We start from the raw sequence: 14,975 nt of genomic DNA on the forward strand, positions 1-14,975 counted from the left end.
GGAAGACGGGAAGCATAGCGCTTCCCGTGCGGTCTGGATTAACTGTTGCTGGCGATCACGGTTACAGCGCTGGCATCTTTCAGGCTGGCCTGACCGGCGGTGACCACTTCATCACCGGCACTGATGCCGTCTGTGATTTCTACCATGGCGTCATTTTCATAGCCGGTTTTCACGGTTTTGCGCGCGACTTTGCCATCTTTGACCACAAACACTGAACTGCTGTTATCCATCGCCAGTACCGCACGTTTTGGTACTAATAAGGCATCAGGTTTAGTGTCGTATTGCAGTTCGATTTGCGCGAACATGCCGGCTTTTAAGGTTAAATCGTCATTCTGCACGCCGATAGTGACGCGGGCTGTGCCTGTGGTTGCGTCCACTACCGGTGAAATCCGGATAATTTTAGCTTGTAACTGTGGTAAACCCGCAAAATTCAGATACGCCGTCTGGCCTACTTTGGCACGGGTTAATTGATGTTCAGGCAGATTAATCACCGCTTCTAAGTACTGCTGTGACACCACGTGAAACAGTGCTTTAGAGGAAAATTCTGTAATTAACTGACCCACTTTGGCATAACGGCGGGCAATGACACCACTGATTGGTGCGATGATTTTAGTATCCCGCAGCGCCAGTTCCTGCATCCGCACTGATGCATCCAGTGATTCGACCTGCCATTTCAGTTTGTCATAAACGTCGGTACTGACCAGTTTACGCTGGTGCATTTTCTCGACTCGCTCCAGCTCACTTTTCAGCTGACCTAAATCAGCTTTGCCTTTGGCGAGCGCGAGTTGCTGACGTTCAGTATCTAAAGTCGCCAGCACCTGGCCGGCCTGGACGTGGTCGCCTTCTTCAACTAACAGCGTTTGGACTATGCCGGTGGCTTTGCTGTTCACTTCAGCATCGGCTTTGGCTTCAAGGGTGGAGGTGGTGCGGTATGTGCTGCTGATTTCGCCGCGGCTGACTTTAGCCGCTTCAACCGGGATACTGACCACAACGTCCTTTTTCTCGGTATCCGGACTGCTGTTAGCAGATTCGCAGCCGCTGAGCAACAAAGTCGAGGTCAGTAATACCAGCGACATTGCTTTGGAAAGTTGAGAGATATTGTTCATGTTAAATTCCTTGCCTGGTGGTCAATTTTTAAAACTGTGGTGCTGACTGGTTGTGCTGAAAGAGTGCAGCTGTCGTGCCATATGCAATAACACAAATTTTATGCTTTAAAATCATTATGATATAGACAATAACCAGTACTCAGTTGCAACAAGATGTTTCTGCGTTTTAGTAAATTTCGCTATTAATTAGCTATTTGAGTCAAACAGGCTTTGCGACTAATCACATTTTTTTGCGACGTCCCCTGCTATCTCCCGGCCACAGATGGCCTTATACTGCGCGGCCTTAAAACTGGTCTGTCCAGAAACATGTTTCATTCATAGAGTTTGATGTCCTGATGAAAAAAACCTGCATTGCTTTAATCATCTCCGCAGTTTGTTACAGTCAGCTTGCGCAGGCTGAAGGTTACAAACTATTCGAACAATCCGTCAGCGCCATGGGCAACGCTTATGCTGGTCGTGGTGCTCAGATCACCGACGCGACTTTAGTGCATTCCAACCCTGCCGCCATTACCCAATTAGACGGCTCACAACTGGCGGGCGGTCTGAATCTGATCCACGCCGAAACCCGTTACAACCAGGTCAGCGCACAAAGTGCCAACGGCGCACCTGTGGTTGGTCGTGCGGACGGTAAAAATAGTTTGAACGAAGCCGTACCTTTTGTGTTTTACAGCACGGCGCTCAATGACAAGTTCAGTGTCGGCACTGGTTTTTATGTGCCATTTGGCTTGTCTTCGGATTATCAGGATGATTGGGCCGGCCGTTATTTTGCTGACGAAACCGCGATTGAAGTACTGGCCGTCACAACAGTGGCGGCTTACCAGCTGACCGAACAATGGTCGGCGGGTGTTGGTATCAACCTGAACCACGCCGAAGGCACACTCTCCAAATTTAAAGACCACAGCGGCCTGTGTGAACTGGGCACTGGCATCAATCAGCTGTACAAAGCCGATGTCTATAACCCGCTGCTGTGTCAAAGCCACTATTCTGTCACCGGCGATGATTTAGCTGTTGGCTATAGCCTCGGCTTGCACGGTCAGCTGACGCCATCACTGCGTGTCGCTGTGGCGTATCACAGTGCAGTGAAGTTTAACCTGCAGGGTGATTCTGAAATCACCAACACCCCTATCACCGGTGCACAAGTGGCCGGCAACAGCAATTTTATTGTGGTGAGCCCAACGCTGCCGGCGATTAGCAAACAAACTGGCAAGCTGGCGACGAATCCACGCACCACTGAAGCCAGTCAATTAGCACTGACCACGCCGGCGAGCCTGGCACTCAGTCTGGATCATCAGCTCAATACAACCTGGTCCTGGCAAGCCAGCCTGAGCTGGACCATGTGGAGTGACTTCCGCTCTATTGACATCATCAGCACCGCCGACACGCCGAGCATTTCCCTGTCGACACAACAGCCACAAAATCTCAACAGCACCGGTTATATTGGCTTTATTCCGGAACATTGGCGCGACAGCGTTTCAGTGGCTGTTGGTTTGAGCTGGCAGCAACAAAGCGACCGGATGTTCAAAACCGGCCTCGCTTATGACGAAAACCCGATTGAACAATCGCATCGCACAGCGCGGGTGCCAACCAACGACCGTATCTGGTGGACTTTGGGCATGAACCAGCAACTGAGCGCCCACTGGAACCTGGACCTCGCCGCCGGCTGGATGTGGATGGACGCACTGAATGTTCGCGAGCGCGAATACAATGTGCAGGAAGTCGCTTTGTATAAATCTGGCCTGAGCGCACATTATCGCAATGATGCCTGGTTACTGGGCGCGCAGCTGAACTACCGGTTCTGACCGGCTAAGAGCGGTCACCACTAAAACAAAAGACCCACTATGCAGTGGGTCGCTTTTTATCCGCGATGCCGTGGCTTGTTAGCACGACACGCAACGTTGCCCTTTAATCAGTGTTTTTTCAGCTCAATTTCACCGGACACGGTCGAAATTTCCACATTGCCCTCACCACTACCGGTACGGAATTCCAAGTGACGGCGTGGACCGTATTTAGCGCGGGTGGCTTTGTCTGCAGTCAAGCCATTATCAATATCTCCACCGGCGCTGGCTTCTAAATCAAAGCGGGCGCTGACATCAGCATCCAGCGCCAGCCGGCTGGCACCGCTGACACTACTGGCAGCGATACGTGGCTTTTTGCTGCCCTTAAGTGCAGCACGGATCTCGCCGTTGACGCTGCTGAACTCCAGACGTTCAGTGCCGGTTAAATCCAGTTGGCCTTCGCCGTTAACCACCGCCAGTTCGACTTCTTTGGCACTGCTTTGACTGCTGATTTCGCCGTTGACAGATTCCAGCTCCAGCGTACCGGCTGAGCCTTTGTCGCTGATTTGGCCATTGACTGTGGTGATATGAATGCGGCCCGAATTATCCCGGCTGCTGATCTCACCATTGACGGTTTCCAGTGCAATATCGCCTTTGAGTTTTTCGGCATCGACTTTGCCGTTGACCGTAGTCAGCCGCGCCCCACCTTCAATGCCGCTGGCCGACACATTCGCATTCACACCGCTGAATTTCAGTTCGCTGCCGACCGGAACTTCGATGGTCAGGTCTGAGCCTTCTTGTTTTTCCGAACTCCAGCCACCGTAATTATTCCGCGGCATTTTTACCGCAAAGCGGGTCACACCGTTTTCAGAAGTCAGCTCATAGCCTTCGGCTTTGTCGTCCAGCGTACCTTTGACACTGAATTTATTCGCTTTTACAGCGACAATCCGCACTTCACCGCGCATGTTTTCGATTTCGATTTTCTCAGATGCCGACACGTTACGGCTTTGATCGATAGCTTCACCGGCTGCCCAGGCTGGCGCCTGCAGCAATGCCAGCATCAGGACTGTCAGTTTAAATGGCTTGGTCATGGTCTTACTCCTAAGTCAGTTCGCTGGTCTCAACCAGTTTGGCAATGTAATTAAGTTGTTGTTGCTGAAGTCTTTGTAATTGCTGAATCAGTTTTTGGTTGTCTGGCTGAAACGCGAGCGCCAGCTCAATTTGTGACTGTGCTTTATTCCAGATGGCGATTTGTTGCGACCAATCGCTGAACCCATCCGGGATTTGTTGTAACGCTTTGAGCTGCCGGGTTTGCTCTTCACCCAGCTGACGGCTCAGTTGCTCGCTAACCGCCAGCAGAGATACATCGGTCCCAACCTGCGATGCTTTTGCCGCTGCGTGCGGTTCACTCGTTGCGAGTTGCGGCTCCTGCGGTAGCTGCTGCGGCCAGAACCACAACGTCAGTACCGCTGCTGCGGCAACACCAAGCCAGGCACCATAACCACGACGCTGACGCGGCTCCAGCCTTGCTGATAACTCAGGCCACAAATCGCGTTGCGGCTCCAAATCGGGTGCTAACTGCGAAATCATCGCATCTAATTGCTGCTCAGTTTTCATCAACCCAACTCCGTAGTAATTGTCTCGCCCGGTGATACTGCGCTTTGCTGCTGCCTTCGGCAATTCCCAGCAAATCGGCGATTTCGTTATGTTGATACCCTTCCAGTGCAAACAGCACAAAAACCGCCCGGGCCTGCGCGGGCAAACGCAATATTGCCTGTTCTAACTGCGGCATTTCAGGGGCGTCGAAATAACCCTGCTCTTCCGGCTCTTCGTCTACCACTAACCGCATCACTTTGTTTTTACGCCAGATATCAACCGCTGTTCGGCTGCTGATGCTATGTAACCAGGTCGAAAAGCTGCTGTCACCACGAAAACCGGGCAGTTGTTGCCAGGCGCGGACAAAAGCTTCTTGTGTCGCATCCTCAGCCTGACCACGGTCGGCCAGCAGCCGCAGGCAAATTGCATAAACCCGCCCTTTAAATTGATGATACAACTGATAAAAAGCTTGTTGATCACCTTTTTTTGCCTGTTGAACCCAGGTTTCCAGCTGTTGCTGCATCCTGATGCAATTTCCGTGATTAAGTTCTGTTGTCAGTGTAGTCGCTTGCTGTACCGGATTGGTTTAAAGCCAAAGTTGAATTTGGATAAAAACTTTTTGGTCGCAACCGCAGACAGAAAAAAGCCGGTGAGATACCGGCTTTAATTTTCTATGTTGCAGTGGCGCAACTAAATCGCCACCGGCGCTTTAATATGCGGATGCGCCTGATAATTCTGCAGTTCAAAATCCTCAAAGCGGAAGGCAAAAATATCTTTCACCGCTGGATTAAGCTTCATCTGCGGCAGCGGATACGGCGTGCGGCTGAGCTGCAGCTCCACCTGCTCCAGGTGATTCAGATACAGATGCGCATCACCAAAGGTATGGACAAAATCACCGGGCGCCAAATCACAGACCTGCGCCACCATCAGCGTTAATAAGGCATAGCTGGCGATATTAAATGGCACACCGAGGAAAATGTCAGCGCTGCGCTGATATAGCTGACAGGACAATTTGCCATCATTAACGTAAAACTGAAACAACGTGTGGCACGGCGGCAATGCCTGCTTGCCCTGCGCGGCGTTTTCGCGCGGCGAGAAGCTGGTGTCCGGCAGTACCGCCGGGTTCCAGGCACTGACAATCAAGCGGCGTGAGTCCGGGGTGCGTTTAATGTCGTTGATGAGCTGGCTGATTTGGTCAACGACCTGGCCATCCGCCCCTTGCCAGCTACGCCACTGCGCACCATAGACGGGCCCAAGTTCGCCATCATCCGTCGCCCAGCCGTCCCAAATCGACACGCCATTGGCCTTTAAGTAAGCAATATTGGTCTCACCCTTTAAAAACCACAGTAATTCGTGAATGATCGATTTGAGGTGGCATTTCTTGGTCGTGACCAGCGGAAAGCCGTCCGCCAGATTAAAGCGCATCTGATAACCAAACACGCTGACGGTACCAGTGCCGGTGCGGTCCGTTTTACGGTGGCCCTGCTCCAGCACATGGCGCATTAAATCCAGATATTGTTTCATGCTTTTGCTCCTTCCCGGCGGTAGCCCCAGACAATCAGCGCAATACCCGTCAGGATCATCGGCATACAGAGCCATTGTCCCATCGACATGCCCAGGCTCAGAATGCCCAGATGCGCATCCGGTTCGCGGAAAAACTCAATGCCAAAGCGGAACACGCCATAACCTAACAGGAACAAACCACCGACGTTGCCGGCCGGCGGATTGCGTTTTTTGTACCAAAGCAGCAGGAAAAACAGCACTATGCCTTCAAAAAAGAATTCGTATAACTGGCTGGGATGGCGCGGTAAAGGCCCGGCGCCAGGGAACAACATGGCCCATGGTACATCCGAAGTCCGGCCCCACAGTTCACCATTGATAAAGTTACCAATGCGGCCAGCGCCTAAACCTAACGGCAGTAACAGCACGACAAAATCGCCCAACTGCAGGTAGCTTTTGTTAAATTTGCGGCTTAACCACCACATCGCCGTCAGCACCCCCAGCACGCCGCCGTGGAACGACATGCCGCCTTCCCAGGTCCGGAACAGATACAGCGGATCGGCGATAAAACCGGAGAAATTGTAAAACAACACGTAGCCAATGCGGCCACCTAGTACCACGCCTAAAAAACCAAAAAACATCAGGTCGCTGACCTGCTCACGGGTCCAGCCGGAACTGGGTTTATCAGCGGCGCGGTTGGCGAGCAGATTCGCCATCACAAACGCAATCAGATACATCAGGCCGTACCAGCGGATGCTGAGCGGCCCCAAACTAAAAATCACCGGGTCAATTTGCGGAAATACCAGATAAGATTGTGACATCAGACAACTCGTGACTATCAATAAACATAAAGGGCCACATCATACGAGATGCGGCGTGAAATCCAAGCAATTTTGCGGTGGGACACAATCAGACTCAGGCACGCAACTGGTTCAGCAGTTGTTTCTGATCGAGGAAACGTTGCACCAGCACCCGCACCTGTTTAGGCGACTGGCAGGCCAGCACGTCCGGTAATAACAACCTGAGTTCGGCCATATCAATCCGGCGCAATAACCATTTGATTTTGGCCAGATTACTGTGGTTCATACTAAAGCTGTTAAAGCCCATCGCTGCCAGCGTCAAGACGCCCAACGGCTCCCCGCCGAGCTCACCGCAGATACTGATCGGAAATTGTAATCCCTGCGCCTGTTGCCCGAGCTGATTCAGCGCGCGCAACACGGCCGGATGCATCGCATCATACAAATTGCCGACCCGAGGGTTATTGCGGTCAACCGCCAGCAGATACTGGGTTAAATCGTTGGTCCCAACCGAACAAAAATCGACTTTACGTGCCAGCTCCGGCAGCTGAAACATAATTGACGGCACTTCAATCATCACACCGACTTTAGGTTTAGCGACAATATTTTCGCCATTAAACTCATCGTCCACTTCAAACCAGGCCTGACGGATCAAGCGTAAAGACTCATCGACTTCGGCCAGATCTGAAATCATCGGCAGTAAAATATGCAGATTGTTATAACCAATATTGGCCTTGAGCATGGCGCGGATTTGCACCAGAAAAATTTCCGGATGGTCCAGCGTCAGACGAATGCCGCGCCAGCCTAAAAACGGATTTTCTTCCGAAATCGGGAAATAAGGCAGCGGTTTATCACCACCGACGTCCAACGTCCGCATCACCACAGGTTTACCTGGATAGCCCTGCAGCACTTTACGGTACAGCTCGACCTGCTCGAGTTCAGTCGGAAAACGACTGCGCATAATAAATGGGAATTCAGTACGGTATAAACCGACACCGTTAGTGAACTCAGACTGCGTCGTCTCCAGCTCAATCGCGAGGCCCGAGTTCACCATCAGGCTGAAATCCTGGCCGCAGCTGCTTTTGGCCGGCAAATGTAATTCCGCCTGATAACGCGCACTAAGCTCGGCGTCTTTACTGATCAGCGTGCGGTATTCCTGACAAATAGCATCAGCCGGCGACACCAGAATATGGCCCTGATAACCATCGACAATCAGCCGTTGACCCTGCCACTGCATCAGCGGCAATTCATCAACACCCATCACCGCCGGAATACCAAGCGCCCGGGCCATAATAGCCGCGTGGGAGTTCACAGAGCCTTTAAGGGAGACAATCGCCACCAGCTGAGCGCGCGGGATCTCCGCCAGCATTGAAGCCGACACATTTTCCGCAACTAACACCACATGCTCTGGCAGCCGATGCTGGCGCTGCTCAGTTTCCAACAGATGGTTCAGCACCCGCTGGCCTAAGTCACGGATGTCTGTGCCCCGCTCACGCAGATATGGGTCGTCCATATCATCAAACTGGCGGGCGAATCGCTCAACCACCAGCTTCAGCGCACTTTTGGCACACCAGCCTTGTTTAATCTGCGCTTCGATTTCATTACCAAGACTGGCCGCATCCAGCAGCTGATGATAAACATCAAAAATCGCCAGCGCGTCAGCCGGTAAATGCCCGCTCATCCGCTCTGCCAGCCGGTTAAATTCGGCTTTGGTGACTTTGACGGCGCGATAAAAACGGTTGAGCTCTTTTTCCGGGTCGTCAGTATGCTTTAAGGAAATCGCGTCAAAATCACTGGCAGGCTGCAACACATAAGCTTCACCAATCGCAATGCCGGGCGCACCAATCAGGCCCTGCATCTGACTGTTTTGCTGTGCCGACGCAGTGCCGCCAGACGACATTTTGCGCATTTCGGCATTCACCAGCACAGACGCCAGCTGCACGCCCAGGGTCACTAAAAAGGATTCTTCGTCTTCGTTAAAAATGCGCGAGTCTGATTGTTGGATGGTCAATACCCCCAACACTTTGCGATGATGAATGATCGGGCAGCCTAAAAAGGCCGAAAAACAATCTTCGGAAACTTCAGGGGTGACTTTAAAACGGGGATGCAGATGGGCTTGCGCCAGATTAATCGGTTCTTCGCGCTGACCGACCCAGCCAATCAGACCTTCGGAGAAGCCAATCGAGACTTTGCCAATGGCTTGCGGGTTCAGACCGTCGGTGGCCATCAGCATAAAATGTTGTTGTTCGTAATCAGCAAGGTAAACGGAACAGCATTCTGTGCGTAACGCCTGTTTGACGTTGCGGACTAATCCGGCCAAAGCGCTTTCCAGCGATGGCTCCTGAGCTACGTCCTGCACGATGCGCCGCAACTGGCTGAGCATTTCCGACCTCACATCAAAACAAATGCCAGCCAGCGGCCGGCATTCATTTATTTCTTTTTAATTTCCCGTCGAACAAAAGGTAAAGCGATTGGGGCAAATTCTTTCATGACCTTGCGGTACACTTCCCGCTTAAAAGCCACTACTTGCCGCACCGGGTACCAATAACTGACCCAACGCCAGTCATCAAATTCAGGATGCGTAGTTTTCAGCAGATTAACGTCTTCATCCCGGCAAGTCAGCCGCAGCAAAAACCATTTTTGCTTTTGGCCGATACACACCGGATTCGAATCACGCCGGATCAGCCGCTTTGGCAGTTTATAGCGCAACCAGTGTTTGGTCGTTGCGACTATTTCTACATCTGCAGCGCTGAGTCCGACTTCTTCGTTGAGTTCCCGATACATGGCTTGTTCAGGCGTTTCGCCATCATCAATGCCACCTTGCGGATACTGCCACGAATGCTGTCCGTATCTGCGAGCCCAAAACACCTGTCCCTGGTGATTACAAATCACTATACCGACGTTGGCACGAAAGCCTTCGGCATCGATCACACAAACCTCTGGCTTGTTTACAACAGCGTTGGATTGATTCTTTCACAAAGTCGCAGGGACAGCAAACTGAATTTATCCGGAGTCACCCCCAAGTTATCCACAACTTAGCATTTATACAGTATCTGCCTGTGCACTTTTACACAGGGACTGTGCATATAACTGTGCATATCCATGTTCTTATCCCTGAATAACTCTGAACTGACAAAATAAATGAAACAACAACAATGGAAATACTTATTTAATTTCATGCATTTAGAACACTTTTTTCAGCCAAAAACCAACTCCCGCACTGTGTATAAGTTGGGTTGCTGATTAATTCGCCAGAAAGTTCAGACTAAAAATGTTAGTGTACTCAGAGTGATAGATGGACTGTATTATGCGACCTGCTTCTCCTGACTCCAGCGCCGAATTGTTGCATCGTGCCCAACAACTGGCCGGCTTCACACTGGCCGAACTGGCCACAGAACTGAATCAACAACTGCCTGCAGATTTGCAAAAAGATAAAGGCACAGTCGGGCAGTTGTTAGAACTGGCGTTAGGCGCCAGCGCGGGTTCTAAGGCCGAACCTGACTTTCCCCATCTCGGCGTCGAATTAAAAACTATCCCCGTCGACAGAACCGGTAAACCGCTGGAAAGTACCTATGTGTGTGTCGCGCCGATGACCGGTGCAGCCCTGCAGCGCTGGGAGGATTCCTGGGTCTGTCGCAAACTGCAACATGTGCTTTGGGTGCCAGTGTTGGCAGAACGTGGTATTCCACTGGCCGACCGCATGATAGGCCGGGCCTTTTTGTGGCAGCCAAGCGCCGAACAGCGACAACTGCTACGTCAGGACTGGGAAGAACTGATGGATTTGCTGGCGCTTGGTGGTTTAGCACAAATCAAAGGCAGCCATGGCAAAGTGCTGCAGCTGCGTCCTAAAGGCGCCAACAGTCAGGCGCTGACCCGTGCCATCGGCGCCGACGGCGAGCCTGTACAGGCTCTGCCGCGCGGCTTTTACCTCAAAACCAGCTTTACCAGCCAAATCCTGCAGCAAAACAGCTAGTGAATATAACGCTGTACTATGGCGTTATATCTGCCGTCGGCTTTAATTGCCGCCAATGCCTGATTAAAGGAGCTGACTTGTTCCGGCTTCACTGTCGCTTTGCTGAACATGACAAACACATCGGTGTTGCCCATTGAAATAGAATGCGCGCCGATTTGTTTGTCCAACCCTTTACGGCGCAGCATGGCATGACCAACGAAGCTGTCTTCCAGCATACCGTCAATGTCCTCGTCCAGCAGTCGAGCCAGATTTAACTCGCCAAGCGAGGCTTCAACAAACTGTTGCTTCAGCGCGTCCTGTTTAAACAGCTCTGCAAATTCAGCACCGTAATAATATTCACTGATGATGCCGACTTTTTTACCGCTGCCAATAAAATCCGCCAGGGTATTTTGCGGATAACCGGCCACATCCTCGGAGCGAACAAACAATACAAACTGCTCCTGACGATAAGGGTCTGAGAAGTAAGCATATTCCTGCCGCGCCGGCGTGACAGAGGCACCAAGCAACAAATCGACACCGCCACTCTTCAGCGCTGCGATTAAATCCATCCAGGTGCCCTGTTGCGCCGCAATCTCACAGCCCATTTGGCCGGCAATAGCCTGAACCAGTTCGATATCAAGTCCGGCGGGTTTGTTGTCGAGTGAAGTGTATTGATACGGTTCCCAGGCTTCAAAGCCGAGTTTCAGCTGACATGTGACTGTTGGTTTAGCAGGTTCTGCGACTGTGGAGGCCACTGCAGGTGTTGCTTCAGGTTGCGCCGAACTGACTGGCGCGGGCGTCTTTGGACCACAGGAGGAAATAAACAGCAAAAGTGGAATTAAGCACAGAAAACTGATGGATTTCATAAGTTGCCCCGTCGACTTGCTCTGTTCTGAGCAAGCTTAGTGCATTTCAGCGTTCTTGGCGGCGGGACAAAGCTTCTGCACAAAATATTTTACAGAGCTGCGTATTTAGCGCAGCGTCGTATGAATTAAACCAGAAGCGTTATTCATTTAATCAACAAGTTGCCAGATTTCTTCTGTCACCCGGCCTTGTTCAGTGCGACGTTGTGTCAGCCGTCCATCAGCCAGACGCCACTGATAAGCCAACCGATGTGCCTGATCGGGTTTAAAACCGTTGTATTCGTGATACAAGTCAGAAGTCAGCTCAATCAGCCCGGCGCTGGTGCTAACAATGCGGCCGTCGGAGGTGGTGTTAATCCGGCTAAAATGCCGGTTGGCGACAATTTTCAGCGTTTCGAGCGCCTGCGCTGGCGCTGATACCGGCACTGCTTTGCCAGAGCCATCAAACTGGTGTACTGCAACCAAACGCCAGGTGCCATCGAGCACTGAACTGTCCTGCTGAAATTTGCGGTCTGAATTGGTTAAAGCCAGCCCATAAAACAAGCTGGAGCAAATCAGCAGCAATCCCAGTAAAAAACCGGAGTATAAGTTTCTCAAGCTAAGCCTCAGATCTATATTATTTTTGTTATTCGATCCCGAGTGTACTCAGTCGGACTGCGGCTTGGCAATCAGAACTTCAGGTTGCTGGAAAATATCAAATTTTCGTCAGTTTTTCTTCCAGCAATGCTAACAAATTCCCTTCCGGGTCGCGGAAAAACGCCAGCCATAAATCATGATCCGGCATAGGTGCTACACACTGCGGTGGTCGCTCCCCACTGACACCTGCATCCAGCAAGCGCTGGTATTGTTGTTCAATTTGCTGGCACTGCAAATACAACACTGAATTTTGGCCACAAATTCCGGCGCCTTGTGGCTGAGTCAGCATCAACCGGACTTCCCCCAGCGCCATAAATGCCAGTTGCGGCGCCGGTTGAAATAACAAAGGTAAACCCAGTTGCTGAAAAAACGCCACAGCGCCCGGTACGTCAGCCACGACGTAGGCAATCTGGCGCAGCCCGCTTACAGGTGAAGTCGTCATTGTTGTTGTCCTGCTGCTGAAAATCACCGCCTTACACTGGCGAATCCAATGCCATAAAGCAACTGTTCATGGCCAGGAATAACGCCAAATTCGCTGCAGAACCGTCAGATACTGCCGGAAGAATGAACCGGTGTTGTAGGCAATGCCGTACTTCTGCGCAATTTGCTGCACTTTCGCCGACAGCGCCGGATATCGCCAGGCCGGTAAGTCCGGGAACAAATGATGTTCAATCTGACAACTCAGATGACCGGTCAGAATATGCAACCAACGCGGGCCACTGAAATTCGACGAGCCTAAAATCTGCCGGTAATACCAATGGCCGCGGCTTTCATTTTGGCAGTGCTCTGGCTGAAACACTTGCGCCTGCTCGGTGAAATGGCCACAAAAAATCACTGTTGATGTCCACCAGTTGCGCAGCAGATTCGCAGCAAAGTTGCCAAGCAGCACTGGCACAGCGACCGGCCAGCACAGCAATGGGTAGACCAGATAGTCTTTGGCAAGCTGACGCCGGGCTTTAGTAAAAAAGGCTTTTTTCAGTTGCGCATCGCTAACCTGACTAAAACGCCCCGGCTTTTTTTTGCCGAAAAATACCCGTTGCGCCGCCAACTCGTGATAGGCAATGCCCCACTGAAATAAGGTGCTTAACAGAAGATACGTCAACAGTTGCCAGCTGTTTTGCAGCCGCCAGCGCAGGTCGTCAGACAGCCGCAACAGGCCATAACCGAAGTCGCGGTCCTCACCGATAATATTGGTATATGTGTGATGCTCAAAATTATGGGTGCGTTGCCAGGACTTGGCATCACAGACAATGTCCCATTCAAAACGCTGTGAATTCAGCGTCGGATGCCGTAAAAAGTCATATTGGCCATGCAACACATTGTGGCCAATCTCCATATTGTCGAGAATTTTGGCCAGCGCCAGCAGCAACACACAAGGCAATAACCACCACCAGCTGAACCAGCATAACAATAAGCCGAGCCGGCCAGTTAAGGCACAGCAGCGTTGCCAAAACACCAGACGTTGCAGGTAGGCCGCATCCGCTTCGCCAAGCGCAACTTTTTCCGTTTGTAACAACTGATCCAGCTCAGCAGCGAGCGCCGCTAACTGCGCAGCATCAGGCTTTAGTGATTGTTGTTTTTCCATCAGGCACTTATCTCCACACTTTTTACTGTGACCGGGCTTACGGCCTCGCTGATACAGAGCTGAATGCGGCCGGGGCCGGCGTCGGACAATTCACCGGTTAGCAGATTTCTGACCACACCGCTGCTTTTTTCACAGAGGCATTGCATACAAACACCACGCCGGCAGCCATAAGGCACCGTCAGCCCGCTCTGCTCTGCGCGCTGTAACAGGCTGCCGTGCCCGCCTAACTGATGGTTTTGTTGACCAAGCTGCAGCACCACTGGCTGAGTGTCGCCGGCAGATGGCGCGGCTACACCAAAACTTTCACTGCGGATTGCAGCTTCGGCCACACCCGCGTTTAACAAAACACGACTGAAATCGGCGGCAAATTGTTGCGGACCACACAAATAGAAATGCGCCCGCAGATCAGGTTGCAGCTCGCCGAGTAGCCGTTCGGGTGTCAGCCGCCCCCGCCTTTCGCTGTCCCACAGCACCAATCGCAGCAAAGGAAACTTCGCCTGTAATGCCGCCCACTCTGCGGCAAACAATTGGCGATCGGTGCCGCGAAAGCTGTAGATAAACGTCAGAGGTTGGGTCAGGCGACTAATGGAACTCAGCATTGAAAACAACGGAGTGACGCCACTGCCGGCGCCAATAAGACAAGCCGCTTGCTGCCGCTCAAAACAAAAGTCACCAACCGGGCGACTCAGGTGCACATACATGCCGGGGCGAAGCTGACCTGGCAAGGCGCCGGTAAAACGGCCTTGTGAGTGGATCTGAACAGCCAGCTCCAGCTCACGTTGCTCAGATAACCGCTGCTCAGCGCTACAAATACTAAAGGTTCGTTCCAGCAAACGGCCGTTCAGCTCTATGTGCAGCTGCAGGTGCTGCCCGGCAATAAATGCCGGAAACAGCCGGCTGACTTTGAGCCGCAGCCGCAAACAACCAGCTTGGGGTGTGATACTGAGGATGCGGGCCCGATGTAACCCGGCACGGTGATGCGGGATTAACTGACGCAACAATGGCTCGGCAGCGGCACTGAAGCCGGATTGGCGGAACAGGGTCTGACATAGTTCCTGATAGATAGTTTGGAAAATCGCTGGCATGGCTCTGGTATTACCTGTTAATTCAGCGCACACTTGTACTCTTAAATTCAGATTTAATCCAGATAAAACAAACAAAAAAA

The 14,975-nt window shown here is 51.8% G+C and carries 15 protein-coding genes; 2 read left to right on the top strand and 13 right to left on the bottom strand.

Annotation, left to right across the window (positions count from 1 at the left end; all coding sequences use genetic code 11):
* Positions 1 to 38: 38 nt before the first annotated feature.
* Entirely contained in the window at positions 39 to 1,106 is a 1,068-nt protein-coding gene (locus ABNT34_RS14530) for an efflux RND transporter periplasmic adaptor subunit (protein WP_348732847.1), read from the bottom strand.
* A gap of 335 nt (positions 1,107 to 1,441) precedes the next feature.
* Between ABNT34_RS14530 and ABNT34_RS14535 the strand changes: the two genes are divergently transcribed.
* Positions 1,442 to 2,905, top strand: coding sequence for an outer membrane protein transport protein (locus ABNT34_RS14535; protein WP_348732849.1), 1,464 nt, complete (start codon positions 1,442 to 1,444; stop codon positions 2,903 to 2,905).
* Between the two features lie 107 nt (positions 2,906 to 3,012).
* On the opposite strand, the gene ABNT34_RS14540 is transcribed toward ABNT34_RS14535, so the two are convergent.
* The 7 genes from ABNT34_RS14540 to rppH all read right to left on the bottom strand — a co-directional run bounded on the left by ABNT34_RS14540 (position 3,013) and on the right by rppH (position 9,705).
* Positions 3,013 to 3,972 carry a DUF4097 family beta strand repeat-containing protein gene (locus tag ABNT34_RS14540; RefSeq protein ID WP_348732851.1) on the bottom strand — a complete coding sequence of 320 codons (960 nt, stop codon included), beginning with the start codon at positions 3,970 to 3,972 and terminating at the stop codon, positions 3,013 to 3,015.
* A gap of 10 nt (positions 3,973 to 3,982) precedes the next feature.
* Positions 3,983 to 4,498: a hypothetical protein gene (locus tag ABNT34_RS14545; protein WP_348732853.1), complete on the bottom strand. Its 516-nt coding sequence runs from the start codon at positions 4,496 to 4,498 to the stop codon at positions 3,983 to 3,985.
* Complete coding sequence (locus ABNT34_RS14550) at positions 4,488 to 5,000, bottom strand: RNA polymerase sigma factor (protein ID WP_348732855.1); 513 nt, start codon at positions 4,998 to 5,000, stop codon at positions 4,488 to 4,490. The genes ABNT34_RS14545 and ABNT34_RS14550 overlap by 11 nt, the downstream gene beginning before the upstream one ends.
* A 167-nt stretch (positions 5,001 to 5,167) precedes the next feature.
* Positions 5,168 to 6,001 carry a thymidylate synthase gene (locus tag ABNT34_RS14555; protein ID WP_348732857.1) on the bottom strand — a complete coding sequence of 278 codons (834 nt, stop codon included), beginning with the start codon at positions 5,999 to 6,001 and terminating at the stop codon, positions 5,168 to 5,170.
* Positions 5,998 to 6,798 (bottom strand): prolipoprotein diacylglyceryl transferase, encoded by an 801-nt coding sequence (lgt, locus tag ABNT34_RS14560; RefSeq protein ID WP_348732859.1) that lies wholly within the window; start codon positions 6,796 to 6,798, stop codon positions 5,998 to 6,000. The genes ABNT34_RS14555 and lgt overlap by 4 nt, the downstream gene beginning before the upstream one ends.
* Positions 6,799 to 6,892: 94 nt before the next feature.
* Complete coding sequence (gene ptsP / locus ABNT34_RS14565; RefSeq protein ID WP_348732861.1) at positions 6,893 to 9,157, bottom strand: phosphoenolpyruvate--protein phosphotransferase; 2,265 nt, start codon at positions 9,155 to 9,157, stop codon at positions 6,893 to 6,895.
* A gap of 47 nt (positions 9,158 to 9,204) precedes the next feature.
* Complete coding sequence (gene rppH, locus ABNT34_RS14570) at positions 9,205 to 9,705, bottom strand: RNA pyrophosphohydrolase (RefSeq protein WP_348732863.1); 501 nt, start codon at positions 9,703 to 9,705, stop codon at positions 9,205 to 9,207.
* A 376-nt stretch (positions 9,706 to 10,081) separates the two neighbouring features.
* Between rppH and mutH the strand changes: the two genes are divergently transcribed.
* Positions 10,082 to 10,747: a DNA mismatch repair endonuclease MutH gene (gene mutH / locus ABNT34_RS14575; protein WP_348732865.1), complete on the top strand. Its 666-nt coding sequence runs from the start codon at positions 10,082 to 10,084 to the stop codon at positions 10,745 to 10,747.
* On the opposite strand, the gene ABNT34_RS14580 is transcribed toward mutH, so the two are convergent.
* The 5 genes from ABNT34_RS14580 to ABNT34_RS14600 form a co-directional block, all read right to left on the bottom strand.
* On the bottom strand, positions 10,744 to 11,592 hold the full coding sequence (locus tag ABNT34_RS14580) for a transporter substrate-binding domain-containing protein (RefSeq protein ID WP_348732867.1): 849 nt from the start codon (positions 11,590 to 11,592) through the stop codon (positions 10,744 to 10,746). The two genes, mutH and ABNT34_RS14580, sit on opposite strands and share 4 nt — an antisense overlap.
* Positions 11,593 to 11,739: 147 nt before the next feature.
* On the bottom strand, positions 11,740 to 12,186 hold the full coding sequence (locus ABNT34_RS14585) for a hypothetical protein (protein WP_348732869.1): 447 nt from the start codon (positions 12,184 to 12,186) through the stop codon (positions 11,740 to 11,742).
* Positions 12,187 to 12,283: 97 nt separating this feature from the next.
* Positions 12,284 to 12,667 (bottom strand): VOC family protein, encoded by a 384-nt coding sequence (locus ABNT34_RS14590; protein WP_348732870.1) that lies wholly within the window; start codon positions 12,665 to 12,667, stop codon positions 12,284 to 12,286.
* Between the two features lie 66 nt (positions 12,668 to 12,733).
* The gene (locus ABNT34_RS14595; protein ID WP_348732872.1) at positions 12,734 to 13,810 is read right to left on the bottom strand and encodes an acyl-CoA desaturase; all 1,077 of its coding nucleotides are present in this window, start codon (positions 13,808 to 13,810) and stop codon (positions 12,734 to 12,736) included.
* Positions 13,810 to 14,895, bottom strand: coding sequence for an iron-sulfur cluster-binding domain-containing protein (locus ABNT34_RS14600; protein WP_348732874.1), 1,086 nt, complete (start codon positions 14,893 to 14,895; stop codon positions 13,810 to 13,812). Before ABNT34_RS14600 ends, ABNT34_RS14595 begins: the two co-directional genes overlap by 1 nt.
* Positions 14,896 to 14,975 lie beyond the last annotated feature (80 nt).

The organism is Rheinheimera texasensis (genome assembly GCF_964031785.1).
Lineage (GTDB): Bacteria > Pseudomonadota > Gammaproteobacteria > Enterobacterales > Alteromonadaceae > Pararheinheimera > Pararheinheimera texasensis_A.

What these genes read in the sequence shown, in the direction of transcription:
- ABNT34_RS14600 (WP_348732874.1), bottom strand. Translation starts at nt 14,895, where the DNA reads ATGCCAGCGATTTTCCAAACTATCTATCAGGAACTATGTCAGACCCTG.
- ABNT34_RS14595 (WP_348732872.1), bottom strand. Translation starts at nt 13,810, where the DNA reads ATGGAAAAACAACAATCACTAAAGCCTGATGCTGCGCAGTTAGCGGCG.
- ABNT34_RS14580 (WP_348732867.1), bottom strand. Translation starts at nt 11,592, where the DNA reads ATGAAATCCATCAGTTTTCTGTGCTTAATTCCACTTTTGCTGTTTATT.
- ptsP (WP_348732861.1), bottom strand. Translation starts at nt 9,157, where the DNA reads ATGCTCAGCCAGTTGCGGCGCATCGTGCAGGACGTAGCTCAGGAGCCA.
- ABNT34_RS14540 (WP_348732851.1), bottom strand. Translation starts at nt 3,972, where the DNA reads ATGACCAAGCCATTTAAACTGACAGTCCTGATGCTGGCATTGCTGCAG.
- ABNT34_RS14590 (WP_348732870.1), bottom strand. Translation starts at nt 12,667, where the DNA reads ATGACGACTTCACCTGTAAGCGGGCTGCGCCAGATTGCCTACGTCGTG.
- ABNT34_RS14545 (WP_348732853.1), bottom strand. Translation starts at nt 4,498, where the DNA reads ATGAAAACTGAGCAGCAATTAGATGCGATGATTTCGCAGTTAGCACCC.
- ABNT34_RS14550 (WP_348732855.1), bottom strand. Translation starts at nt 5,000, where the DNA reads ATGCAGCAACAGCTGGAAACCTGGGTTCAACAGGCAAAAAAAGGTGAT.
- ABNT34_RS14535 (WP_348732849.1), top strand. Translation starts at nt 1,442, where the DNA reads ATGAAAAAAACCTGCATTGCTTTAATCATCTCCGCAGTTTGTTACAGT.
- mutH (WP_348732865.1), top strand. Translation starts at nt 10,082, where the DNA reads ATGCGACCTGCTTCTCCTGACTCCAGCGCCGAATTGTTGCATCGTGCC.
- ABNT34_RS14555 (WP_348732857.1), bottom strand. Translation starts at nt 6,001, where the DNA reads ATGAAACAATATCTGGATTTAATGCGCCATGTGCTGGAGCAGGGCCAC.
- ABNT34_RS14530 (WP_348732847.1), bottom strand. Translation starts at nt 1,106, where the DNA reads ATGAACAATATCTCTCAACTTTCCAAAGCAATGTCGCTGGTATTACTG.
- lgt (WP_348732859.1), bottom strand. Translation starts at nt 6,798, where the DNA reads ATGTCACAATCTTATCTGGTATTTCCGCAAATTGACCCGGTGATTTTT.